Below are 22,959 nucleotides of genomic sequence, written 5' to 3'. Positions count from 1 at the left end.
GAGGGATAACAACATGAAATTTGTCGTTGGTGGACAAATAGAAAAAGAAAAAATAGCCGAATGTATACGGCAACTGGCAGGAGATAAAGCTACCTCGATTGTCATCATGAATGATATCGAAGCATCCATGGCAATTAAGAATGGCAATGCCGATTACTATTTTGGTGCCTGTAATACCGGAGGAGGTGGAGCACTGGCAATCGCCATTGCACTTATCGGTTTAGATCTCTGTGCCACCATTGGCATGCCGGGAAAAATCTTACCGGACGATGAGATTATTGCTCATGTAAAAGCAGGCAAAAAAGCGTTTGGCTTTACAGGGCAAGATATCGATATTGTTCTGCCAGTGATCATTAACACGATCATTTCTCAATAAGGAGCATATCATGCAACATTTTCATGATTTCCTGATGAGATTGATGGAAGTCGACCCCTTTAAAGCAGGATTACTGGCTGCAATTGGTGCGATTGCTGCCATGATGGCAAACCGTGGTATCGCCGTTTTCCATGATGGTCTGCGTCCGCTGCTTCCCGAATATCTTGAAGGTCGAATGAGTCGTAAAGCACTCGCTGCGACGAGCTTTGCCTTAAGCATTGGTCTGGTTGTGGGATTTGGTATTCCCTTTTCGCTGGCAGCGCCAATCGTACTGGTTCACAGCCTGCTGCTCGGTACGGATATGATTGGTATCTGGTGTGCCAACAGCCGCAGAGGGTTTATCGCGTCAGGTATCATCGGCGCGCTGTACGCCATTGCCTTACTGGCAGGGCTGCGTTCAGTAGTGGAACTTTTTGCCATGCTGCCGGTTAATTTCACTGACGACTTAAAAAAAGTCGGCGATCCAATTGTGGCCTGTTTTGCCCTGTTCCCTGCGATGGTCGTCGGCTACCAATATGGCTACCGCAAAGGGTTGCTAGTGATGTTAACCGCTTTGATTGGTTATCTGGCGACCAAAGCCGCTGGCCCGCTCAGTTTTGGTGGTTTAATCGAAAAACCTGTCAGCGTCGATCCGAATGGAGCGGCTTTACTGCTGTCGATGATCGCAATGTTCTACTTTGCCATGCGTGAACGTCCGGCACATCTTGCAGATAATACATCATCAGCAAATCAAACCTCAGCAGCACCAAAAGGTGCTAATGAAATCTTAGTGGGGCTGTTTTCGACCCGTATTGAACGCATCCAGAAAAACAAATGGCTCCTCATCCTCTGTGGGGGTCTGACTGCAAGTGCGGCTACTATGTCTTTCAGCCTGCTGGCAGAAGGCCCGGTATCATTGCAATTAATGGCGCAAGATGAACAAACCAACGCCTTGCTGGTAGCGCTGGCTCGTGCTATCGGGTTTGTTCCACTGGTTGGTACGACAGCAATCGCCACTGGCGTGTATAGCCCCAACGGGATGAAATTTGTCTTTGTGGCAGGTCTGGCAACCAATAACCCGTGGCTCGCCTTTATTGCAGGCGGTATCACTATGTTTATTGAGATCCAGTTGCTGGCGAAAATTGCAATCTGGCTGGATAAATACCCCGGAGTTAAAGCCTGTAGTGGCCATATTCGTACCGCGATCACCAAAATGCTCGAAGTCGCCCTGTTGGTTGGTGGTATGATTGCTTCCAACGCGATTCTGCCGGGTATGGGCTTTATGATTGTGGCAGGTATCTACCTGCTCAACCGTACTTCCAAACGTCCTTTGGTTGAAATGGCAATCGGCCCGATTGCAACCATTGCGGTAGGTATTCTTGCCAACGTGCTCTATTTAGCAGGAATAAATTAACAGGAATAAAGTGAGAGAATGAAAACAGCGCCATTGCAAAGCTATCCACTGAAAAGTATGACTATGGCACAAGCCCAACAGCAGCAATTTAAGCTGGTGGATATTATCTGTCGTCACTTTCCCGGAGCTGATTTTCTCTCACAAGGGGATCTGGGATTAGTCCCGGATCTCCATCAACCCCGGATGACTCAGCGTATTGAAAGGGTAATCGCCGAGTACTTCGGGGCTGAAGCAGCGGCCTTTGTCAATGGTGCAGGAACCGGTGCTTTACGTTCTGGGCTAGCAGCACTGCTTCGTCCTCATGAGACATTACTGGTGCATGATGCCCCCGTTTATCCCACAACAAAAACATCAATTGAACAAATGGGTCTTAATGTTGTATATGCTGATTTCAACTGTACAAACCAACTTGAAACCAGCATTAAGCAATATCAGCCAGCAACCTGCCTGATCCAGCATACACGGCAGAAAATCGATGATTGCTATGCCCTGCAAAATATCATCGCCATCTTAAATCAATATCACATTCCCTCATTGGTAGATGACAATTATGCCGCAATGAAGGTGCCACATATTGGTTGTGAATACGGCGCAACACTTTCTGCCTTTTCTTGCTTCAAATTACTGGGGCCACAAGGCGTAGGCGTGGTTGTCGGCCAACAAGCTGTGATTGATAAACTACGCCACGGCATGTACTCCGGTGGCTGCCAGATTCAGGGTTATCAGGCGATGGAAGCATTACGTGGGTTAGTATTCGCCCCGGTCATGCACGCAGTACAGTCTGAAGTGAATGAATCGCTGGTGACAAGGCTGAATCAGGGTGAAGTGCCACAAGTGAAGCGGGCATTTATCGCCAATGCTCAGTCAAAAGTCGTCTTAGTGGAATTTTACGAACCTATTGCGGATGCAGTGCTGGCCACCGCACACACACTGGGTGCACTACCTTATCCCGTCGGTGCCGAATCGAAATTTGAAATCCCGCCCCTGTTTTACCGAATTTCCGACACATTTCGTCAGGCAGATCCCACCCTGGAGAAACGCATGATCCGCATCAACCCTAATCGCAGCGGGGCCGAAACAATTATGCGTATCTTGCAGGCAAGCAGTCGGTTGAATATATCTGGGAAATATCTTTAAATAGAAAAATATACCCTATGGATTTCAGACTGCAACTTGAAAGACGACGGGTATAGTAGCCAATAATTCCCCCAGTGATTTATATTTATTTATATGGAATGCGCGATGAAATACGCAGATACATTAATGAATCAGTCACTCCAGGACGAGAGTATGTTAATAATAAAAATATTTATGTTCTATTAACTCATTAACAACAACGTTAGGATTGGAAAGAGAAAGAGGAATAAAGCAGTTTTTTGAAAATACATTGAAAGTCAAAAAACATATGAGTTCTACTCATAAATTACTTGCCAATGACAACATAAAAAAATCACTTCATAATTCTTGAGGCCACTCTTTCGGTCTGATTGTTGTCAGCTCGACTTTCCTTTAACCAAGTGGTCGCGTATCAAAATGAAAGGAAATCGAGCAAAGGTAGAAATATAAAAACACTCCCTATCAGGTAGACATAAACCACATTTAAAAGTGATATAAGTATAGACTTAATACCATGAATCAAACTACCGCTATTCAACGCCTGAGTAAATTTGATCAACAAGGCCGCTATGTCTTCACCGCTAAAGATCTTGCCAAAGCAATGAGGAGAGGTGAATACAACTATGTCAGCTTAGAATCTGCACTATCTGAATACGGTGCCATTTCACAAATTCCAATTGATCGGTTGACAGTGATGACTACAGGCCGTAAAGGAACCTACAAAACCCCTTTCGGTATCATTGAATTTACACACACAAAAAGGTCAGCCCCCAATATTATCTGTAATATCAAATAAATTGGCAGACCACTCCGCCTGGCAAGTAAACAAGCCGCCTACCGTAACCTAAAACGAGTGGGTAGAAATACACATTTAGTTGAAGAGAGGATAATCTATGAAGCTTAATCGTACAGATTTCTCACAACTGGTCGATCGCAATTTGCCAAATAATATCTTTACACGTACTTTAGGAAACGAAAAATTTATCCCTTATTTAATTTCAAGCTTAGAAGAACTATTCAAAAAGCTGCAACTTTCGCTCTCCGATAATAATGACCAACCCGAATTCAGACTGTAAAAGCTGGCCTGAGGAATATCACCACTTTATTTTATTAATATTGTTCCTCAGGCACTTTATCTCTCTTATTCAGAGCATATTAACGAGTTAAACATGATCCCTCTGCTGCCGCTCCACCAATGTGAGGATGCTGTAAAGGGCGACAGGCTGTTGCTCCTGATTCAAAACCTGCACATCCCAAATGACAACACCCTGTGGCTTGTCATCCGGGGTCTTCTGAACTTTCTTGATCTTCTTCTTGCAGGTCAACCGAACCTGAATCGTATCACCAATTTTCACTGGTTCAATAAACCGCAGGTTTTCCATACCGTAGTTCGCCAAGACAGGCCCGACAGGTGCATCAACGAACAGACCGGCAGCAGCCGATACAACAAAGTAACCATGCGCCACACGCTCACCAAACAGGGATTCAGCCGCACCAATTTTATCCATATGGGCATAAAAATGATCCCCGCTCAGACAGGCGAAATTGACGATATCCGCTTCTGTCACCGTCCGGCGAGCAGTCAGCAGACTTTCCCCAATTTCAATTTGTTCGAAATACTTACGGAACGGATGAACAGGATCTTCCTTCACTTTCGCACCGCGCACCCACTCACGACCAATAGCCGCCAGCATACTTGGGCTGGCCTGAATTGCTGTGCGCTGCATATAGTGTTTCACCGCACGCAATCCACCCAGCTCTTCACCACCACCAGCACGTCCCGGCCCGCCATGTACCAACATAGGTAGCGGAGAACCGTGTCCTGTGGATTCCGCTGATGCCGCCTCATCCAGAATCAACATACGGCCATGAGCACAAGCTGTTGCCCGGATAACCTGCATCGCAATTTGCTCATCTGCCGTGACCAATGAACCCACCAGACTACCTTGCCCCATCAAGGCCAGAGCAATCGCCTGTTCCGTGTCCTGATAAGCCATCAAAGTGGAAACTGGCCCAAAGGCTTCCGTTTCATGTACGACCTGATTGGTCATCGGATCTGCACAATAAAGCAGAGTTGGCGGGTAGAATGCCCCATCACTGTGGGTATTATTTGCCAGCACTAACTTATCCAACGCACCGCCGCACAGTAATTCACAGCCACCGTGTAACAGTTCATCAACCTTGGATTGGACTTCACCCCGTTGTTCAAGGTTGATCAATGCCCCCATGCGTACATCCGGTAAAGCAGGATCACCTACCACTACACCAGACAGACGTTTAAGCAGCGCTTGTTTAACCACCTCAAGTTGACTGATCGGCACAATAATACGCCGAATAGCCGTACATTTTTGCCCTGCTTTTACCGTCATCTCACGGACAACTTCCTTAATGAACACACCAAATTCTGGCATTTCCGGCGTAACATCCTCCCCCAAAATACAGCAATTGAGGGAATCCGCTTCCATCGTGAATGAAATTGATTTCTCAATCAGCCGTGGATGAACTCTCAATTTCTGACCCGTCTGGGCTGAACCTGTAAAAGTGACTGCATCCTGATAATTGAGATGATCAAACAGATCACCAATTCCACCGCAGATCAGTTGCAATGCACCTTCCGGCACTAAGCCACTGTCGAGGATCAATTTCACCATCGCCTGTGTCAATTGTGCTGACGCTGTCGCAGGTTTAATGATCGCCGGCATACCCGCCATCCAGGTCGGAGCCAGTTTTTCCAACATTCCCCAACAAGGGAAGTTAAACGCATTGATATGTAGCGCAACGCCGGGACGAGAGGTCAGAACATGGCGAGCGACAAACTGGGACTGTTTCGAAAGTGGGATCATCTCATCTTCCGGCCACAAAACATCATCCGGTAACTCACGTCCTGCCAGACCCGCATAGGAAAATAACGTTGCGATGCCTCCTTCAATATCTATCCAGCCATCCGAACGGGTCGCGCCGGTTTCTGCTGAAATAGCATACAGGGCTTCTTTATTAGCAAGCAGATGCTTTGCAACGGCTTTCATCATCTGAGCCCGCTGCTGGAATGTCATAGCCGCGAGAGCTTTGCCCCCTTTTTCCCGGGCATAACTGAGACTATCAGCCAGTGGCAGCCCATCTGAACATACCTGATACAAGGCTTTACCATTTACTGCATGGTGAATAGTTCTGGCATTACCTTTCCCATAAACCCAGGCACCACATATATAACTGGTTAACTGTTGCATTTTTTTCTCCACCGATTGTATTAATGAATCATCATTAACTACATCTACAACATTTATGTATCACATAATCCATGAAAAAGACCATCTGATAAATTAACAAAATTAGAACATATTAGGGGCGGTGCATGTCAATATCCTTACTTTTCCCTAACAATAAAAATTAATCACGGCTTCTTTAAAAAATAAAAAGCAAATATTGTGATGTGTTCGACAAATATACAAACAAACCGTTTGATATTTTTGTTATCGATTTGTAGATTTACAGTTTCATTTAATGATTCATTTTTATCTTTAAAACTAAAAAATAAGAATCATATGTGGAGCATATATGACAACTGAGCAACTCCAGGCGCACTTTGACACCAAGATCGAGGCAGATCTTTCCATTGAAGCTAAGGACTGGATGCCCGATGCCTATCGCCAAAACCTGATACGTCAGATCAATCAACACGCACACTCAGAAATTATCGGCATGTTACCGGAAGCCAACTGGCTCACTCGTGCCCCCACACTGCGCCGCAAAGCGGTGTTATTGGCAAAGGTACAGGATGAAGCAGGGCACGGGCTTTATCTCTACAGTGCCGCAGAAACACTTGGCTGCTCTCGTCAGGACATCTACCAGAAGCTACTGGATGGCAAGATGAAATATTCATCAATCTTCAACTATCCCACCTTAAGCTGGGCTGATGTCGGAGTCATTGGCTGGCTGGTGGATGGTGCTGCAATTGTTAATCAGGTCGCCCTGTGCCGGGCATCTTACGGCCCTTATGCCCGTGCTATGGTCAAAATCTGTAAAGAAGAGAGTTTCCACCAGCGGCAGGGATATGAAGCGGTTATGGCATTAGCAAAGGGTAACGAAGCTCAGCGTGCCATGCTGCAAGATGCCATCAATCGATTCTGGTGGCCGACGCTGATGATGTTCGGCCCCAATGACAGTGATTCTCCCAACAGTGCCCAAAGCATGGCCTGGAAAATCAAACGGTTCAGTAATGATGAACTGCGACAGAAATTTATTGATAACACCGTCCCTCAATTGGAAGCATTAGGCATGACTGCTCCCGATCCAGCGTTGACCTGGGATGAAACCACTGGTCATTACCGTTTTGGTGAAATCAATTGGGATGAATTCTATCAAGTGCTCAAAGGGCGGGGCATATGCAATCACGAACGTCTGGAAGCCAAACGCCGTGCGTGGGAAAGCGGGAGTTGGGTGCGTGAAGCGGCTTCTGTTCATGCCAAAAAAATGGCTGCCAAAAAACAGGCTGCTTAATCCATTGCGTTATTAGTCAGATTCGGAAAAGGAGACAAAACATGAACGATACCGATTGGCCACTGTATGAAGTCTTTATCCGCAGCAAGCAGGGGCTGACTCACCGTCATGTCGGCAGCCTCCACGCAGCAGATGATCAAATGGCACTGGAAAATGCACGTGATGCCTATACCCGACGCAATGAAGGTTGCTCTATCTGGGTGGTGAAATCCATTTATCTGGTTGCATCACAACCAGAAGATCGCGGGGCTTTTTTCGAACCCTCAGAAGACAAAATCTACCGTCATCCGACTTTCTACACGATCCCTGATGGCATTAAGAATATGTAAAGGTGAGACATGAATACATCTCGTGTTGCTTCACCCAACCAGACGCTTTTTAACGATATCCTTGTTAGCTACGTACTGCGTCTGGCAGACAGCCCGCTGATTCTGGCACAACGCCTGTGCGAATGGTGTGGTCATGCGCCAGAGCTGGAGATTGATTTAGCGCTGTCCAATATTAGTCTCGATTTACTGGGGCAGGCACGTAACTTTCTCAGTTATGCCGCCACGCTTTACGGAACAAATCACGGGACAGAAGTTGATGAAGATAAACTGGCTTTTGGTCGTGAGGAGCGAGAATTCCGCAATCTTTTGCTGGTGGAACAACCTAATGGTGGCTTTAACGATACGTTGGCTCGCCAATTTTTCATTGATGCCTATCACATCTTACTTTATCAGGCATTAGGGCAAAGTCAGGACCCTCAGCTAGCAGCCATCAGTAATAAATCATTGAAGGAAGTGGAATATCACCTGCGTTTCAGCCGTGGCTGGATGATCCGTCTGGGGGATGGCACAGAACAAAGTCACGAGAAAATGCAAAACTCTGTCAATCAATTGTGGCGCTTTACCGGCGAACTATTCCACTGTGATGAAGTGGAACAACAACTTGCTGAGGTCGGAATTGCCATCGATCCCCGCACACTATATGAACCGTGGCAACAAATCGTCAAAGAGACCTTCTTGCAAGCCGCGTTAAACATACCAGAGGGAATACCTTATCGACAGGGCGGCAAACAAGGGCAACATACCGAACATTTGGGTTACATACTGGCAGAAATGCAATTTTTGCAACGGACTTACCCAAACTGTAACTGGTGACTGAGGCTGATAACTAAATCCGATAACCCGATAACCAAGCCCGATAAGATCAGGAGGAAATGATGGAACAGCAATTCAAAACATTGCAGCAGCCGGAAGTCCATCAGATCTGGCAGTGTTTACATCAGATTGCCGATCCAGAATTGCCCACACTATCCATTACCGACCTCGGTATGGTACGGGCTGTTCTGCCTTTCCAAACTGAGCAAGCCGAACAAACAGGCTGGCAGGTGATATTCACCCCGACTTATTCAGGCTGCCCGGCGACAGAATTTCTGGTCAATGAAATCCACACAACACTGACTCAGGCAGGGTTCTCGCCAGTACATGTCGATGTGAGTCTGAGTCCGGCATGGACAACTGACTGGATGAATGCAGATGCCAGGCAACGTTTACGTGAATCCGGTATCGCGCCGCCGCAAGGCTCAGCTTGTGAGAAACCGACAGATACAGAATCCATCATCTGCCCCCGTTGTAGCAGTCATGAGACGGAGAAAATCAGTGAATTCGGTTCCACCGCCTGCAAAGCGCTTTATCGCTGCCGACAATGCCTGGAGCCCTTCGATTATTTCAAATGTATTTAATTTTAAATGTATTTAACAAGGGAGCAGCAGATGACTATTCTTCATCGTCCCAGTTCTCAACAAAAACAGTTCCAACAGGAACAATCTTACCGGACGCAACTCCAGCGGGCACCGTTTCAGCGAACACAATTTCATCGCTTACGTATTGCCGCTATTGAGCGGGAAACTTCTGATTCCGTTGCAGTCACGCTGCATATACCCGATGAATTAAGAGAATTCTTTCACTATCAGCCCGGTCAGCATCTGACACTCAAAGCAAAGGTAGGTGGGGAAGAGCTACGCCGCTGTTATTCCATCTGTAGTTCGCCACTGGATAATCTATTGCAAATCGGCGTCAAAGCCGTTTATCAGGGGCGTTTTTCCACCTTTATCAACCAACAATTGGAAGTTGGCGATGAATTAGAAGTCATGCAGCCACAAGGTAATTTCGGTCATCGTCCTGATACTGATACACGGGGAAATTATCTGGCTATTGCAGCGGGTTCCGGTATTACCCCGATCTTATCGATTATCAAAAGCACACTGGCCCTGGAGCCAGAGAGTTCTTTTACTCTGATTTATGGTAATCGTACCAGTCGCTCCGTGATGTTCAAAGAAGCACTGTCTGATCTCAAGAACCGCTATCTACAGCGTTTTCAGGCGATATACCTATTCAGTCAGGAAACTACCGACAGTCCGCTGTTCAACAGTCGTATCAATGCAGAAAGTCTCTTACGTATCGGCAAAACCCTGCTCACTTTTGCTCAGTTTGACCACGCCTTTCTTTGTGGGCCTGAAGCTATGCTGGATGATGCCAAAATAGCACTTGAGCAGGCTGGCATGCCGTCTGAATACATTCATAGTGAACGTTTCAACACGGGGAATCGTCCCCTTTACTCCACTTTCCGTCCAGACAATCTGATCGAACGCAATGAAACCCGTGTCGAAATTCATCTGGATGGCCGCACCTTAAATATTGTCATGCACGCTGAGGATAACAGCATTCTTGATGCAGCCCTGCGTCAGGGAGCAGATTTACCCTATGCCTGTAAAGGCGGGGTTTGCGCCACCTGTAAATGCCGGCTCAAATCCGGTGAAGTGGATATGGGAGTGAACTACAGCCTGGAGCCGGACCAACTGGCTTCCGGCTATATTTTAAGCTGTCAGTCGTGGCCGAAAGGCGACGGTGTCGTTGTTGATTTTGACGTCTAAGATTTCTCATCAATAAGAAATTTTCAAGAAAAAATGGTCACAAATCAGGAGCCACCATGAAACAAGAATGGATTTTATGCCAGCAGCAACAGCGGGTACGCACACTGACTCTCAACCGTCCAGAAGTGCGCAACGCTCTCAGTAATGACTGTCTGGAACAGCTTGTACAGCATCTGGAGCAGGCGGATACCGATATCGGCACTGGCGCTATTATCATTACCGGCTCACAGCGCTGTTTCGCGGCGGGTGCCGATCTCAAAGAACTACAGCAACAGACGGTTGCTACCGCAATAACTGATCGTCGTCCTCAACTCTGGCAACGCCTGAACAATATCAGCAAACCGATAATAGCCGCTGTTAATGGCTATGCGCTCGGCGCGGGTTGTGAACTTTCACTGGCCTGTGATCTGGTGATCTGCGGTGAAAGTGCCCGCTTCGGCCTGCCGGAAATCACTTTGGGATTAATGCCGGGCGCGGGAGGTACACAGAGACTTATTCGCAGTGTTGGCAAAGCCCTTGCCAGCCAGATGATATTTACAGGTGAAGCTATCGATGCTCATCAGGCACTGCAAGCGGGGTTAGTGAGTGAAGTCTGTATCGATAACCTGACGTTGAAACGGGCACAACAGATAGCAAACCGTATCAGTGAATTTTCGCCGCTGGCATTGCGGGCGGCTAAGGCTGCGCTCAGGACTGCACACGAAACCAGCCTGTCACAAGGGCTGTCTGCCGAGCGCCAACACTTTATTGCTTTGGCAGGTACAACCGACCGTCAGGAAGGTATTTCGGCCTTCCTTGAAAAACGTAATCCAACATTTAAAGGATGCTAGTAGATGGAAAATGAAAATATACCCACGATCCTCACTGAAATTAAAGCAGGTGTCCTTAGCATTAAACTCAACCGCCCAAAATGTATAAACAGTTTTAACGAGGAAATGCACCGGCAGCTAAGTGAAGCACTAAAGATTGCTGAACAGGATGAATCGGTGCGCTGTGTGCTGCTCTCAGGAGCCGGACGTGGCTTTTGTGCGGGGCAAGATTTAAACGATCGCAGCGCTATTATCAATGTAGGTGGCGCTCCTGATCTCGGTTATTCCATTGAAACTTTCTACAATCCGCTGATCCGCCGTCTAACTTCCTTACCCAAACCTGTGGTCTGTGCTGTGCATGGTGTAGCCGTAGGAGCCGGTCTCTCTATCGCTTTGGCCTGTGACATTGTGATCGCAGCCCGCGACACCAGCTTTATTCAGGCGTTCTGTCGTATCGGCCTGACACCGGATGCAGGCGGTAGCTGGTTCCTGCCTCATCATATTGGCCATGCCAGAGCCATGGGAATGGCTTTATTGGGAGACAAAATCACCGCTGAACAGGCACTGGAATGGGGAATGATCTGGCAGGTTTTCGAGCCTAATGAGTTAGAGGAGAAAGCCTGGGAAATCGCGCAACGTCTGGCAACCCAGCCAACCTTCTCTCTCGCGTGTATTAAGAAATCCACTTATGCCGCGGCAAGCAATACGTTAGATGAGCAACTTAATCTCGAACGCGATCTACAACGCCAGTGCGGACACACTGAAGACTTCCAGGAAGGCGTCAACGCATTCATAGAAAAACGCGAACCACAATTCAAAGGAAGATAACCATGAATATGCCTGTACATCATCGTCCAATATTTCATAATTCAATACTCAATGAATCAATACCGGAAGGCCCAATCGCTGTGATTGGTGCAGGCACGATGGGTATCGGCATTGCTCAGGTAACAGCTCAGGCAGGACATACTGTCCTGCTGTTTGATGTAAATAGTGAAGCGGCACAACGCGCACTGAGTACACTCCACACCCGTCTGCATCAACGTGTCGAGGCAGGCAAAGCAGATGCAGGCAAAACCCAGGCTCTGTTGCAACGTATCACTCTGGTAGATTCATTACAAGCACTGGCACCAAGCGTACTGATCATTGAAGCGATTATCGAAAAGCTGGCAGCGAAGCAGGATCTATTCCGCCAACTGGAATCCCTTTGTTCAGAACAAACCATTTTTGCCAGTAATACCTCATCGTTGTCAATTACTGCAATTGCCCACGTGCTGGAAGCTCCTCAGCGTATGGCAGGACTGCATTTTTTCAATCCTGCACCATTGATGAAACTGGTAGAAGTCGTACGGGGGTTAGAAACTTCCCCACAGACAATAGCAACCCTTAAACGTCTCGTGAGCGACTGGCAAAAACAGCCTGTCATTTGTCGTTCCACACCCGGTTTTATCGTTAACCGTATTGCACGCCCTTTTTATGCGGAAGCCCTGCGTGCACTGGAAGAACAAATTGCTTCCCCCGCAACACTGGATGCTGTTATGAAAGACTCCGGCGGCTTTTCGATGGGGCCATTGCAGCTTACCGATTTAATTGGACATGACGTTAATTACGCTGTGACCGAATCCCTGTTCCATGCTTTCTACGGTGATACACGTTTTCAGCCATCACTACGACAAAAAGAACTGGTGGAAGCCAATCATCTGGGGCGTAAAAGTGGCCGGGGATTTTATGTTTACGCGGGTAAGGGTTACGCTGACAAAGCGCAACAACAATTTATTCCCTCCATTATGGAGATAATTACAGAAACATCACCGACAACACTAATACCACCTGAACAAATTAAAATAATCGGTAATTGGTCTGCCCTGCCGCACTTTACCGCGCTGTTACAGCAACACGAATTATTACACCCAAATAAAATTGCTACTGAAAAAAGCGAGAATATTCAGCTACCATCACCAGCATTACAGATTGATGACGTTATATTTATGCTGGCAACGGGGAAAACTAGCTCACAACTTACTGATGAAATTGGGATGTCGGTAGTGCAGTTTGATCTATCGGCCAATCATCAGACCGCTCCGATAATGACGATCAGTGCAGCCTGCCAAAATACTCAGCAACAGACTGCAAAAGTGATCAGATTTCTACACGCTCTCGGCAAACAGTTGATTTTACTGCCGGATTATCCGGCTCTGCTGACCATGCGTATTGTAGCAATGCTGTGCAACGAAGCATTGGATGCTCTTAATAAAGGTATCGCCAACGCCGAAGATATCGATATGGCAATGTGCTATGGCGTTAATTATCCCATTGGCCCTTTGACATGGGGGAGCCAGCTTGGCTGGAAGCACATTCTCAGTACGTTAGAAAACTTACAACAATTCTACGGCGAACCTCGTTACCGTCCGTCACCTTTGCTGCGCCAACTGGCTGCGGGTTATGTCTCACCACCACATATCTCACCTCAGTACCCGTCTGCCCAGCAACATGAACATCAATATAAGAAGAAAAATCATGCCTAATAAAACGAGCAACTCTCCTAAACAACTTGCCCGGCACCACATTGAGGCCATGTATACCAAAGATGCCTGCGCCAACCATATGGGTATACATATTGACTACATCGATATCGGGATCGCTCAATTAAGCATGACCGTTGAGCCTACCATGCTCAACGGTCATAAAACCTGTCATGGCGGCATCATATTCACTCTGGCTGACACGGCTTTCGCCTATGCCTGTAACAGTGAAGGACTTGCTGCTGTGGCTGCCGGATGCAGTATCGATTTCACTCGTCCGGTCTTTAACGGTGACCAACTCACGGCTATCGCTTCGGTACAACATCAGGGAAAAACGTCTGGGTTGTATGACGTCAAAGTTACCAACCAGAATGGCAAAACGGTGGCCTTCTTCCGTGGTCACGCTCATCGCCTTGGTCATTCAGTTTTAGAAGAGCCCTCAAAAACTCTTCCTTCCCAAACCTCTCTTCCTAAAGAGCATCGGAGAGAAAAATCATGAATCATGCATTTATTTGTGATGGAGTACGTACCCCTATCGGGCGTTATGGTGGTGCCCTTGCCAGTCTGCGAGCTGATGATCTGGCCGCTCTGCCATTACAAGCATTGATGGCACGTTATCCCACATTAAATTGGCAAAGTATTGATGACGTCATCCTCGGCTGTGCAAATCAGGCTGGCGAAGATAACCGTAACGTCGCACGCATGGCGGTACTACTGGCTGGGCTGCCACATTCCGTCCCCGGAACAACCCTCAATAGATTGTGTGGTTCTGGCCTGGAGGCACTGGCTTTTGCGGCCCGTAGTATCAAAGCTGGCGAAGCTCATCTGATACTGGCTGGTGGGGTTGAATCCATGACCCGGGCGCCATTAGTGATGGGAAAAGCAGAAAGTGCGTTCAGCCGTCAGGCGCAGATATTCGATACCACGATTGGCTGGCGTTTCATTAATCCACACATACAACAACAATTTGGCACGGATTCAATGCCGGAGACCGCAGAAAACGTTGCTGCCCAATTTGAAATCAGCCGGGATGCTCAAGACGCTTTCGCTCTGCGTAGCCAGCAACGTACAGCCAAAGCTCAACAACGCGGTATTCTGGCCGAAGAAATCACTCCTGTTACTCTACCTGATACCCGCCAAAAAGGGGTAACCGCTTTGGTTTCACAAGATTTTTTTTCACAGGATGAACATCCTCGGCCTGACACAACATTCGAGCAGTTGCAAAAGCTCAAAACCCCATTCCGTGCTAACGGCACAGTCACTGCCGGCAATGCCTCCGGCGTCAATGACGGAGCAGCCGCTCTGATCATCGCTTCAGAAGCAGCAGTTCAACAACATGGGCTGACACCGCGGGCACGTATTGTCGCAACCGCCACCAGTGGTGTTGAACCGCGCATTATGGGAATAGGGCCACTGCCTGCCACTGAAAAAGTACTGGCACTTGCGGGCCTGAGCCTGAACCAAATGGATGTGATTGAACTGAATGAAGCCTTTGCAGCCCAGTCACTGGCCGTCATTCGTCAATGGGGATTGCCGGATGATACAGAGCATGTCAACCCGAATGGCGGCGCAATTGCGCTAGGGCATCCGTTGGGCATGAGTGGTGCCCGCCTTGCGCTGACAGCCACTCTTGAACTGGAACGGCGGGTGGGCCGTTATGCCTTATGCACCATGTGCATTGGAGTGGGACAAGGTATCGCCATGATTATCGAACGCATATAACTATAAAAACAGCCTGTTACAACAAAATCAACAAAATGGCGGGAAATTATGAGCAACAACGCACAACACTTCAACTCACGCTTTACTCCACACACCAATGCACATTTCGATCCTATTGAATTTGCTTCACGCGACGAAATTCAGACACGGCAATTTGAGCAAATAAAATGGACGCTGCATCACGCCTATAACAACGTACCAATGTATCAGCGCAAATTTGATGCCATCGGCATTCATCCCAGTGATTTCAGACAACTCGATGACATCAAGAAATTCCCTTACACCACCAAGCAGGATCTAAGGGATAATTACCCTTTTGATACCTTTGCCGTGCCAATGGAAAAAATTGTGCGTATTCATGCGTCATCTGGTACGACAGGTCGTCCGACCGTCGTGGGCTATACCCAACAGGACATTGATAACTGGGCTGACTTGGTCGCCCGCAGTCTGCGTTTTGCTGGTGTAACAGCCAAAGATAAAGTACACGTTGCTTACGGTTACGGCCTGTTTACGGGAGGATTAGGTGCACATTACGGTGCTGAGCGTCTGGGTGCAACCGTGATCCCCATGTCTGGAGGACAAACGGAAAAACAAGCACAACTGATCCGGGATTTCAAACCTGACATCATCATGATGACACCTTCCTACTGCCTGACACTACTGGACGAGCTGGAGCGCCAAATGGGAGGCGATGCCAGACAATGTTCCCTGCGGGTGGGTATTTTCGGAGCCGAACCGTGGACGGAAGGGCTACGTCAGGAAATAGAGACACGCATGGGCATCAAAGCGCTGGATATTTATGGCCTGTCCGAAGTCATGGGGCCGGGTGTCGCGATGGAATCAGTGGAATACGCTGATGGTTCCACCATTTGGGAAGATCACTTCTATCCAGAAGTGATTGATCCGGACAACCTGAATGTACTGCCGGACGGAGAGAATGGCGAACTGGTTTTCACAACGCTGACCAAAGAAGCCATGCCTGTGATCCGCTACCGTACCCGTGACCTGACACGTTTATTACCGGGAACCGCCCGCAATATGCGCCGTCTGGACAGGATCACCGGACGCTCCGACGATATGCTTATTATCCGTGGTATTAACGTCTTCCCCTCACAGATAGAAGAACAGATTGTACGTTTCAGGGAACTGTCACCACACTATCAATTGGAAGTAAACCGTGTGGGTAATTATGACAGCCTGTCCGTCAAGGTCGAACTGAAAGAACCTAATCAACTTAGTTTCCAACAACGCTGTGGCATTTGCCACCAACTGCGCCACCACATTAAATCTATGGTCGGTATCAATACAGAAGTCAGCATCGTCAACTGCGGAGACATTCCCCGCTCAGAAGGCAAAGCAGTTCGGGTGATTGATAACCGTCGGTATAGATAATTTTCTACCACTGTTGACTATCTAATTTTATGGAAAGCGGTGGTAGTTTCTCCAAACACACCACTCAGTTATGTTAATGTTATGACACAGTTTCGATTCGAAAATAACAAAAATATGACACACAAACTCGACGATTTTATTCAATATGCTCTTGATGCCCAACCGATTAGCGGAACATCGCTGATCATTTCTCTGTATGGTGATGCCCTCAGTCATCGGGGTGGTGAAATCTGGTTGGGCAGTCTCAGCCTTCTGCTGGAGCCGATGGGATTCAGTGACCGCTTTGTGCGAACATCTGTCTTTCGTTTGCAAAAAGAGGGTTGGCTGGAAGTGGAGAAAATAGGTCGTCGTAGCTATTACCGCATCACAGAACGCGGCATGAACCAATTTCGCCATGCTGAGAGTAAAATTTATCTCAGCGAACAACCTGCATGGGATGGCAAATGGGATTTGCTGCTACTGGAAGAAAGCAACAAAGAAGAACGCTCCCGCCTGAAAAAAGAGTTGAGCTGGCTTGGATTTGGTCAACTCAACGGCACATTAATGGCTGCCCCCAGCAGCTCACAAAGTGATATTCCGGCCCTGCTTGGAGAACTCAACGCCAGTGACTCTGTTATTTACTTCCGGGCGGATTATCCTTATCCCCGTTCAGAACAGAGCCTGAAAGAGCGGGTATCCGCCAGTTGGTCACTGGATCAGGTTGCTCAGCACTACCATGAATTTATCATCTCATTCCGTCCTTTAATGAAACTATTGCAAGACTGCAACACAGACGAACTGACACCAGAACGCTGCTTTCAACTACGCCTTTTGCTTATCCACTTTTACCGCCGTGTTGTACTGCGCGATCCACTATTACCGAATGTCCTGCTGCCTGCACAGTGGGAAGGGCAAATCGCCCGTCATTTATGTATCAACATTTACCAGCGCATTGGCCCTGCCGCAACACGGTACATCAGTGAACAATGTGAAACCACCATAGGTAAACTGCCCCAACCTGCTGCCGCGTATTATCGTCGTTTCGGTGGATTACGCAGCGGAACTTAGTACCGTCTGACAATCAATTTTGAGGAAATGTTTATGCCTGATCAACTTCCTACCATTGTTTTGGTAGATTCGGACATTTCTTTTCCCATAGTGCATCGACAACAAGCCTAAATGCCGGAGAAGGCTGTTTTCTGCTAGCGTAATAAAGGTAATAGCCGGGAAAAGGCGCACACCACTCTTCCAATACACGTATCAGGCGTCCTTCTTCAATATGTGAGCCAAATTCTTTTTCCGGCAAAAATGCAATCCCCAGCCCAGCCAACGCAGCATCTACTATATGTGCCGAAGTATTAAAAATAAGCTGTCCGTCCACACGCACGTTCACCTGCCCGTCTTCATGATCGAATTCCCAGACATAGAGTCCGCCGGAACTCGTCATGCGCATACTGATACAATTATGATGCACTAAATTCTGCGGTGTCTGCGGTATAGGATGGCTGGCGAAGTAGTCCGGGGATGCTACTGCCGCCATACGTAATTGCGGACCAATCGGCACTGCAATCATATCCTTATCAATGGTATCGCCCAAACGTACTCCCGCATCGAATCGATCTTCCACAATATTGCGAAACCCGTGGTTCGCATCAAACTCCAGTTTGATATCTGGATACTCACGGAGTAAAGGCGCAAGTTTGGGTAACAGGACAGTGTGCAGAACATTCGGACCACAGGTTATCCGCACTGTGCCAGCCGGTTTATCGCGCAACTCCGTCAGCATATCCAGTTCCGCTTCAATTTCATCAAAGCGATTACCAATAGCCCGCAGTAGCCGTTCTCCGGCAACTGTCGGGGAAACGCTACGCGTAGTACGTGTCAGCAAACGGATCTTCATGCGATTTTCCAGTCCGGTGATCGCCTGACTGAGGGCGGGCTGCGTCACCCCAAGCAATGCAGCAGCACGAGTGAAGCTGCCCTCACGTGCTATCGTGACAAACGAGAGAAGATCGTTAAGATTACGTTTCACCATATCCCCCACCAGTTTAGATTTATAAGCCTGGATTATAAGACTATTAAGAATTCATTAGCTAGTCAGAACACACCACGTGTGTAGAATTTTTATCAGAAAAACATTCTTTAAAGAAAACACGCTAGCGAGGCAATTCCCTCCATTTTCCCAAAATTCGCCTTATATCCGTGTGTGAATGCCTTAAAACAGAGGATAAGACAATTCATGACAAAACATCTGAATGACATGTCAGAACAGCATACCCAAACACAAGCGTACTGGAACGGTGTACTGGCGATGACGCTGTGCGTATTTGCCCTCGTGGCATCAGAGTTTATGCCTGTCAGCCTATTAACACCAATCTCCCGTGATCTGGGCGTCAGCGAGGGGCTGGCTGGTCAGGGAATTACAATCTCCGGTGCTCTGGCAGTGCTGACCAGTCTGTCGATATCCACGCTTGCCAGGAACATAAGCCGTAAACTGCTGCTGGGGATGACATCCTTGATGGCGTTTTCCAGTGTAGTGATAGCGCTGGCACCTAATTACCTAACCTATATGGCAGGACGTGCGCTGATCGGAATCGCTATTGGCGGTTTCTGGTCCATGTCGGCGGCGGCAGCCATTCGTTTAGTACCGCAACATCAAGTACCTCGCGCACTGGCGATTTTCAACGGTGGCAATGCACTGGCGACAGTCATCGCCGCACCGCTAGGGAGTTACCTAGGCTTAGTGATGGGCTGGCGTGGCACATTTTTCTGCCTTGTACCGATCGCGCTGATTGCATTTATCTGGCAGTGGCTCAGTCTGCCCGCCATAAAGTACGAAAAAAATGGTTCTCCTTCAGGCAATATTTTTCGTTTGTTTAAACAGCCACTCGTCGTCTCAGGGCTGACAGCCTGTGGGATTTTTTTTATGGGGCAATTTACCTTCTTTACCTACGTGCGTCCGTTCCTTGAGACGGTCACCCATGTCGGTATACCGGCACTGTCGATGATTTTACTGACAATTGGTATTGCCGGTTTTGTAGGGACTCTGGTCATCGGCACGTTCCTGAAAACGGGGTTTTATCAAACGCTTATTGCCATCCCATTACTGATGATGGCAATTACCGGTGCGTTGATGGCATTCGGTCATAAAGTCTGGATCGTTGCTCCGTTGCTCGGAGTCTGGGGATTGGTTGCCACCGCCGCGCCCGTCGGTTGGTGGACCTGGATCGCCAGAACGTTACCGCAGGACGCCGAAGCAGGTGGCGGTTTAATGGTGGCAGTCATCCAACTGTCTATTGCTCTGGGTTCCACCATAGGGGGGCTGACCTTTAACCACAGCGGTTATCGAAGCCTATTCATCACCAGTGGCGTACTACTAATGCTTGCCGCCTGTCTGGCTTTTTTGACTTCACGAACACACTGACGGAGTAATCAACATAGTAACCGGCGTGCATATGCCCGCTTATCTAAACCTTCAATGAGGATATTTCCATGAAAACTTTGACCATGCTGTTAGGGCTGTTAATCAGCTCATTCGCTGCAACGGGAGCAGATATGTCTAACGGTGCAGATAATTTTTACAAAAGCAATAAAGTTACCCTGCAAAAAGTGACTTTTAAAAACCAGTACCAGATGAATGTTACTGGGAATCTGTTCATCCCGAAAGACATGAATCAGGACACTAAAAATCCGGCAATAATCATTGGCCACCCAATGGGTGCTGTAAAAGAGCAGAGCGCAAATCTGTATGCTCAGAAACTGGCTGAACAAGGCTTTATAACGTTAGCTATCGACCTTTCTTTCTGGGGTGAGAGCGAAGGCCAGCCACGCAATGCCGTTTCTCCAGACATCTATGCGGAAGACTTCAGCGCCGCAGTGGATTATCTCGGCACCCGCCCATTTGTGGACAGAAATCGTATCGGTATGCTGGGCATCTGTGGTAGCGGCAGCTTTATTATCAGCGCGGCCAAAATCGATCCTCGTATGAAGGCGATTGCCACTGTTAGCATGTACGACATGGGTTCCGCTAACCGTAACATGCTCAACCATTCCTTAACACTGGAACAACGTAAGAAAATCATCGCCAATGCAGCAGAGCAGCGTTATGTCGAGTTCACCGGGGGCAAAACTAAATACACCAGTGGTACTGTGCATAAGATTGATGAAAACTCGTCACCGATTGAGAAAGAGTTTTATGATTTCTACCGTACACCTCGCGGTGAGTTTACGCCGAAAGGCTCCTCACCAGAGCTGACTACGCATCCGACACTGACCAGCAACGTGAAGTTTATGAATTTCTATCCGTTCAACGATATCGAAACCATTTCACCGCGTCCGATGCTGTTTATCACCGGAGATCAGGCACATTCGAAGGAATTCAGTGAAGATGCCTACAAGCGTGCTGCTGAACCTAAAGAATTGTATATCGTTCCAGGCACGGGCCATGTTGACCTGTATGATCGTACCAATCTCATTCCTTTCACGAAACTGACTTCATTTTTCAAAGATAATTTAAAGTAATACGCAATTGAACAAAGATTATTTGAAGCCACTTCTATATAGAGTGGCTTTTATATAGAGTGGCTTTTGTTTTTTTGTAATATATTCCCCACTGTCCTGTTTTCTCCAAAATATTAAAATCTAATGCTTCTTGTTTTGAAAAAACAACTAAAGGGAATAAAATCATACATAGCCCAATTAAATATTTCATATTCAATCTCTTATTTTAGATAACTATCAGACAACTTATAAAAATCTTGCCCTTGTAATGAAAATACTTTTATGAAATTTGGACCAGGAGAGCCACGCCCGATTGTTCTCCATGCAACTATCTCTACATTAGATATTTTATTACTTTTTGCTATATTTATGGCATTTGTAATTAATCGTCGGTAGGCTAAAAATTTCGAGTGAGTTCCATCATTCGCAGTCGCGATCATACTATCAATTCTGTCCTTTATATCATTTTTAATATTAGGGTATTGCTGAAATCCTTCTATTGTCCGAGGCCCTGAAATTAGTCCAATTAATTTATTTCCATGTTTTGGTACATCAAGTTCATGTGCTTTAGGGAACTTAACTCTGTTTAATAAGGCATCATGCATATACTGCATAGTATCTTTAGCTTCTTTTTCATCATACTTTGTTCCCAATGAATCTGGAGATTTTGTCTCCGCCAAAAACACCATCAACATCGCTTTCTGTTCAGGAGTCAGATAAAAGACAGTTTCATTAAGTAACGTCCGGTTATTCCGCATAATAATAAATTTAGACATAGTTATTTATCTTTTTTTTGGTTAAATCCGTTCCCTAACCCATTGCATTATAATAAAAATGTCTTATGAACAAATCAAACTAGTGTCCAGTAAGACAGCTCTTATTTTTTAATTATGCTTTTCATCTTTCAGAGTATAATTATCAACAATAGAAATTATTTATTACCGTTCTATATCCTCAGTGTTTGTGACAATCAATACATAAAAAATATAGACAATCCATTTATTTCAGTAAGTTATGTGACAAACATCAATTTTAAACATGCACTTCTAAAATATTACTTTAAAAAGTTAATCGGTTTCTGATTCTCCTGATAGAGTTATTAATTAATTTAATAAAAAATTTATCCTCAACACCTATTGGATTGCTCAAACATCCACAAATCCTAAAAATTAAAAATAAGGAAAGATATGTCAAAGCTCGTTTATTATGTTGCCGCCACAATGGATGGTTATATCGCTACAGAAAACCATGAATTAGGTTGGTTAGAGACATTTACCCTCAGCGATGATGCCACTCCTTACGAGAAATTTTATCAAAGCATTGGCGCGGCAATTATAGGTGCAGGCACTTATGAATGGATTATGAAAAATACTTCTGGTCACTGGCCATATCAGAATATTCCCTCTTTTATTCTCTCCTCCAGAAATTTGTCCATTCCGGCAGAAATAAATGCTGTTGTCACGCATGATTCAGCCAATCAAATTGCTGTCAAAGCAAAAGCGGCAGCTAAAGGTAAAGATGTTTGGGTCATTGGTGGAGGGAAAACGGCTGCATTTTTTGCAGATGCAGGAGAATTACAACAACTGTTTATTACTACGGTTCCCGTGTTTTTAGGCTCAGGCATTCGCGTTCTGCCAGTCAGCCATTCGATTCAGGCAATACCTAATAAACAGCAATTGTTGAGCAGTGGCGCAATCGAAACCATTATGGATATCAAGTCAACAGCATGATTATTT

The 22,959-nt window shown here is 46.7% G+C and carries 24 protein-coding genes; 20 read left to right on the top strand and 4 right to left on the bottom strand.

The window, feature by feature from the left end; all coding sequences use genetic code 11:
* Positions 1-13: 13 nt before the first annotated feature.
* From HGO23_RS00690 to HGO23_RS00670, 5 genes are all read left to right on the top strand, one after another.
* The gene (locus HGO23_RS00690) at positions 14-376 is read left to right on the top strand and encodes a DUF2620 domain-containing protein (protein ID WP_099135418.1); all 363 of its coding nucleotides are present in this window, start codon (positions 14-16) and stop codon (positions 374-376) included.
* Positions 377-386: 10 nt separating this feature from the next.
* Positions 387-1,769, top strand: a complete 1,383-nt coding sequence (locus HGO23_RS00685) for a YhfT family protein (protein ID WP_209027612.1) — start codon at positions 387-389, stop codon at positions 1,767-1,769.
* A gap of 33 nt (positions 1,770-1,802) precedes the next feature.
* Positions 1,803-2,906: an aminotransferase class V-fold PLP-dependent enzyme gene (locus HGO23_RS00680; RefSeq protein ID WP_209028663.1), complete on the top strand. Its 1,104-nt coding sequence runs from the start codon at positions 1,803-1,805 to the stop codon at positions 2,904-2,906.
* Between the two features lie 493 nt (positions 2,907-3,399).
* A complete protein-coding gene (locus tag HGO23_RS00675) occupies positions 3,400-3,681 on the top strand; it encodes a hypothetical protein (RefSeq protein ID WP_422645766.1) in 282 nt (93 codons plus the stop codon).
* Between the two features lie 97 nt (positions 3,682-3,778).
* A complete protein-coding gene (locus tag HGO23_RS00670) occupies positions 3,779-3,961 on the top strand; it encodes a hypothetical protein (protein ID WP_099135420.1) in 183 nt (60 codons plus the stop codon).
* Positions 3,962-4,048: 87 nt separating this feature from the next.
* On the opposite strand, the gene paaZ is transcribed toward HGO23_RS00670, so the two are convergent.
* The gene (gene paaZ / locus HGO23_RS00665; protein ID WP_209027611.1) at positions 4,049-6,112 is read right to left on the bottom strand and encodes a phenylacetic acid degradation bifunctional protein PaaZ; all 2,064 of its coding nucleotides are present in this window, start codon (positions 6,110-6,112) and stop codon (positions 4,049-4,051) included.
* A 328-nt stretch (positions 6,113-6,440) separates the two neighbouring features.
* On the opposite strand from paaZ, the gene paaA reads away from it, so the two are divergent.
* The 12 genes from paaA (at position 6,441) to paaX (ending at position 17,791) form a co-directional block, all read left to right on the top strand.
* Positions 6,441-7,382 (top strand): 1,2-phenylacetyl-CoA epoxidase subunit PaaA, encoded by a 942-nt coding sequence (gene paaA / locus HGO23_RS00660; protein WP_099135422.1) that lies wholly within the window; start codon positions 6,441-6,443, stop codon positions 7,380-7,382.
* Between the two features lie 41 nt (positions 7,383-7,423).
* Positions 7,424-7,711, top strand: coding sequence for a 1,2-phenylacetyl-CoA epoxidase subunit PaaB (gene paaB / locus HGO23_RS00655; protein ID WP_038264718.1), 288 nt, complete (start codon positions 7,424-7,426; stop codon positions 7,709-7,711).
* A 9-nt stretch (positions 7,712-7,720) separates the two neighbouring features.
* A complete protein-coding gene (paaC, locus tag HGO23_RS00650; protein WP_209027610.1) occupies positions 7,721-8,524 on the top strand; it encodes a 1,2-phenylacetyl-CoA epoxidase subunit PaaC in 804 nt (267 codons plus the stop codon).
* A gap of 62 nt (positions 8,525-8,586) precedes the next feature.
* Complete coding sequence (paaD, locus tag HGO23_RS00645) at positions 8,587-9,108, top strand: 1,2-phenylacetyl-CoA epoxidase subunit PaaD (RefSeq protein WP_099135424.1); 522 nt, start codon at positions 8,587-8,589, stop codon at positions 9,106-9,108.
* Between the two features lie 30 nt (positions 9,109-9,138).
* Complete coding sequence (gene paaE / locus HGO23_RS00640) at positions 9,139-10,299, top strand: 1,2-phenylacetyl-CoA epoxidase subunit PaaE (protein ID WP_099135425.1); 1,161 nt, start codon at positions 9,139-9,141, stop codon at positions 10,297-10,299.
* Positions 10,300-10,355: 56 nt separating this feature from the next.
* Entirely contained in the window at positions 10,356-11,129 is a 774-nt protein-coding gene (gene paaF / locus HGO23_RS00635; protein ID WP_209027609.1) for a 2,3-dehydroadipyl-CoA hydratase PaaF, read from the top strand.
* 3 nt (positions 11,130-11,132) lie between these two features.
* Positions 11,133-11,936, top strand: a complete 804-nt coding sequence (gene paaG / locus HGO23_RS00630; protein ID WP_209027608.1) for a 2-(1,2-epoxy-1,2-dihydrophenyl)acetyl-CoA isomerase PaaG — start codon at positions 11,133-11,135, stop codon at positions 11,934-11,936.
* Positions 11,937-11,944: 8 nt separating this feature from the next.
* Positions 11,945-13,633 (top strand): 3-hydroxyacyl-CoA dehydrogenase, encoded by a 1,689-nt coding sequence (locus tag HGO23_RS00625; protein WP_244967934.1) that lies wholly within the window; start codon positions 11,945-11,947, stop codon positions 13,631-13,633.
* A complete protein-coding gene (gene paaI, locus HGO23_RS00620) occupies positions 13,626-14,129 on the top strand; it encodes a hydroxyphenylacetyl-CoA thioesterase PaaI (RefSeq protein WP_099135429.1) in 504 nt (167 codons plus the stop codon). Before HGO23_RS00625 ends, paaI begins: the two co-directional genes overlap by 8 nt.
* Positions 14,126-15,352, top strand: a complete 1,227-nt coding sequence (gene pcaF / locus HGO23_RS00615) for a 3-oxoadipyl-CoA thiolase (protein ID WP_209027606.1) — start codon at positions 14,126-14,128, stop codon at positions 15,350-15,352. Before paaI ends, pcaF begins: the two co-directional genes overlap by 4 nt.
* Before the next feature lie 48 nt (positions 15,353-15,400).
* Complete coding sequence (paaK, locus tag HGO23_RS00610; RefSeq protein WP_209027605.1) at positions 15,401-16,744, top strand: phenylacetate--CoA ligase PaaK; 1,344 nt, start codon at positions 15,401-15,403, stop codon at positions 16,742-16,744.
* 114 nt (positions 16,745-16,858) lie between these two features.
* Entirely contained in the window at positions 16,859-17,791 is a 933-nt protein-coding gene (paaX, locus tag HGO23_RS00605; RefSeq protein WP_099135498.1) for a phenylacetic acid degradation operon negative regulatory protein PaaX, read from the top strand.
* A gap of 49 nt (positions 17,792-17,840) precedes the next feature.
* Here paaX and HGO23_RS00600 read toward each other — a convergent pair whose 3' ends face one another.
* Entirely contained in the window at positions 17,841-18,755 is a 915-nt protein-coding gene (locus HGO23_RS00600; RefSeq protein WP_169923032.1) for a LysR family transcriptional regulator, read from the bottom strand.
* 207 nt (positions 18,756-18,962) lie between these two features.
* Between HGO23_RS00600 and HGO23_RS00595 the strand changes: the two genes are divergently transcribed.
* Positions 18,963-20,147 (top strand): MFS transporter, encoded by a 1,185-nt coding sequence (locus tag HGO23_RS00595; protein ID WP_209027604.1) that lies wholly within the window; start codon positions 18,963-18,965, stop codon positions 20,145-20,147.
* 68 nt (positions 20,148-20,215) lie between these two features.
* Complete coding sequence (locus HGO23_RS00590) at positions 20,216-21,244, top strand: alpha/beta hydrolase (RefSeq protein ID WP_209027603.1); 1,029 nt, start codon at positions 20,216-20,218, stop codon at positions 21,242-21,244.
* 34 nt (positions 21,245-21,278) lie between these two features.
* Here HGO23_RS00590 and HGO23_RS00585 read toward each other — a convergent pair whose 3' ends face one another.
* The gene (locus HGO23_RS00585) at positions 21,279-21,434 is read right to left on the bottom strand and encodes a hypothetical protein (protein WP_209027602.1); all 156 of its coding nucleotides are present in this window, start codon (positions 21,432-21,434) and stop codon (positions 21,279-21,281) included.
* Between the two features lie 10 nt (positions 21,435-21,444).
* Entirely contained in the window at positions 21,445-21,999 is a 555-nt protein-coding gene (locus HGO23_RS00580; RefSeq protein WP_209027601.1) for a hypothetical protein, read from the bottom strand.
* A gap of 411 nt (positions 22,000-22,410) precedes the next feature.
* On the opposite strand from HGO23_RS00580, the gene HGO23_RS00575 reads away from it, so the two are divergent.
* Entirely contained in the window at positions 22,411-22,953 is a 543-nt protein-coding gene (locus HGO23_RS00575) for a dihydrofolate reductase family protein (protein ID WP_099135436.1), read from the top strand.
* Positions 22,954-22,959 lie beyond the last annotated feature (6 nt).

The organism is Xenorhabdus budapestensis, from assembly GCF_017743015.1.
Classification (GTDB): domain Bacteria; phylum Pseudomonadota; class Gammaproteobacteria; order Enterobacterales; family Enterobacteriaceae; genus Xenorhabdus; species Xenorhabdus budapestensis.
The sequence above is the reverse complement of the archived record's forward strand: the minus strand, read 5'-3'. Positions and strand labels throughout refer to the sequence as shown.

What these genes read in the sequence shown, in the direction of transcription:
- HGO23_RS00690 (WP_099135418.1), top strand. Translation starts at nt 14, where the DNA reads ATGAAATTTGTCGTTGGTGGACAAATAGAAAAAGAAAAAATAGCCGAA.
- HGO23_RS00685 (WP_209027612.1), top strand. Translation starts at nt 387, where the DNA reads ATGCAACATTTTCATGATTTCCTGATGAGATTGATGGAAGTCGACCCC.
- HGO23_RS00675 (WP_422645766.1), top strand. Translation starts at nt 3,400, where the DNA reads ATGAATCAAACTACCGCTATTCAACGCCTGAGTAAATTTGATCAACAA.
- HGO23_RS00670 (WP_099135420.1), top strand. Translation starts at nt 3,779, where the DNA reads ATGAAGCTTAATCGTACAGATTTCTCACAACTGGTCGATCGCAATTTG.
- paaZ (WP_209027611.1), bottom strand. Translation starts at nt 6,112, where the DNA reads ATGCAACAGTTAACCAGTTATATATGTGGTGCCTGGGTTTATGGGAAA.
- paaA (WP_099135422.1), top strand. Translation starts at nt 6,441, where the DNA reads ATGACAACTGAGCAACTCCAGGCGCACTTTGACACCAAGATCGAGGCA.
- paaB (WP_038264718.1), top strand. Translation starts at nt 7,424, where the DNA reads ATGAACGATACCGATTGGCCACTGTATGAAGTCTTTATCCGCAGCAAG.
- paaC (WP_209027610.1), top strand. Translation starts at nt 7,721, where the DNA reads ATGAATACATCTCGTGTTGCTTCACCCAACCAGACGCTTTTTAACGAT.
- paaD (WP_099135424.1), top strand. Translation starts at nt 8,587, where the DNA reads ATGGAACAGCAATTCAAAACATTGCAGCAGCCGGAAGTCCATCAGATC.
- paaE (WP_099135425.1), top strand. Translation starts at nt 9,139, where the DNA reads ATGACTATTCTTCATCGTCCCAGTTCTCAACAAAAACAGTTCCAACAG.
- paaF (WP_209027609.1), top strand. Translation starts at nt 10,356, where the DNA reads ATGAAACAAGAATGGATTTTATGCCAGCAGCAACAGCGGGTACGCACA.
- paaG (WP_209027608.1), top strand. Translation starts at nt 11,133, where the DNA reads ATGGAAAATGAAAATATACCCACGATCCTCACTGAAATTAAAGCAGGT.
- HGO23_RS00625 (WP_244967934.1), top strand. Translation starts at nt 11,945, where the DNA reads ATGCCTGTACATCATCGTCCAATATTTCATAATTCAATACTCAATGAA.
- paaI (WP_099135429.1), top strand. Translation starts at nt 13,626, where the DNA reads ATGCCTAATAAAACGAGCAACTCTCCTAAACAACTTGCCCGGCACCAC.
- pcaF (WP_209027606.1), top strand. Translation starts at nt 14,126, where the DNA reads ATGAATCATGCATTTATTTGTGATGGAGTACGTACCCCTATCGGGCGT.
- paaK (WP_209027605.1), top strand. Translation starts at nt 15,401, where the DNA reads ATGAGCAACAACGCACAACACTTCAACTCACGCTTTACTCCACACACC.
- paaX (WP_099135498.1), top strand. Translation starts at nt 16,859, where the DNA reads ATGACACACAAACTCGACGATTTTATTCAATATGCTCTTGATGCCCAA.
- HGO23_RS00595 (WP_209027604.1), top strand. Translation starts at nt 18,963, where the DNA reads ATGACAAAACATCTGAATGACATGTCAGAACAGCATACCCAAACACAA.
- HGO23_RS00590 (WP_209027603.1), top strand. Translation starts at nt 20,216, where the DNA reads ATGAAAACTTTGACCATGCTGTTAGGGCTGTTAATCAGCTCATTCGCT.
- HGO23_RS00585 (WP_209027602.1), bottom strand. Translation starts at nt 21,434, where the DNA reads ATGAAATATTTAATTGGGCTATGTATGATTTTATTCCCTTTAGTTGTT.
- HGO23_RS00580 (WP_209027601.1), bottom strand. Translation starts at nt 21,999, where the DNA reads ATGTCTAAATTTATTATTATGCGGAATAACCGGACGTTACTTAATGAA.
- HGO23_RS00575 (WP_099135436.1), top strand. Translation starts at nt 22,411, where the DNA reads ATGTCAAAGCTCGTTTATTATGTTGCCGCCACAATGGATGGTTATATC.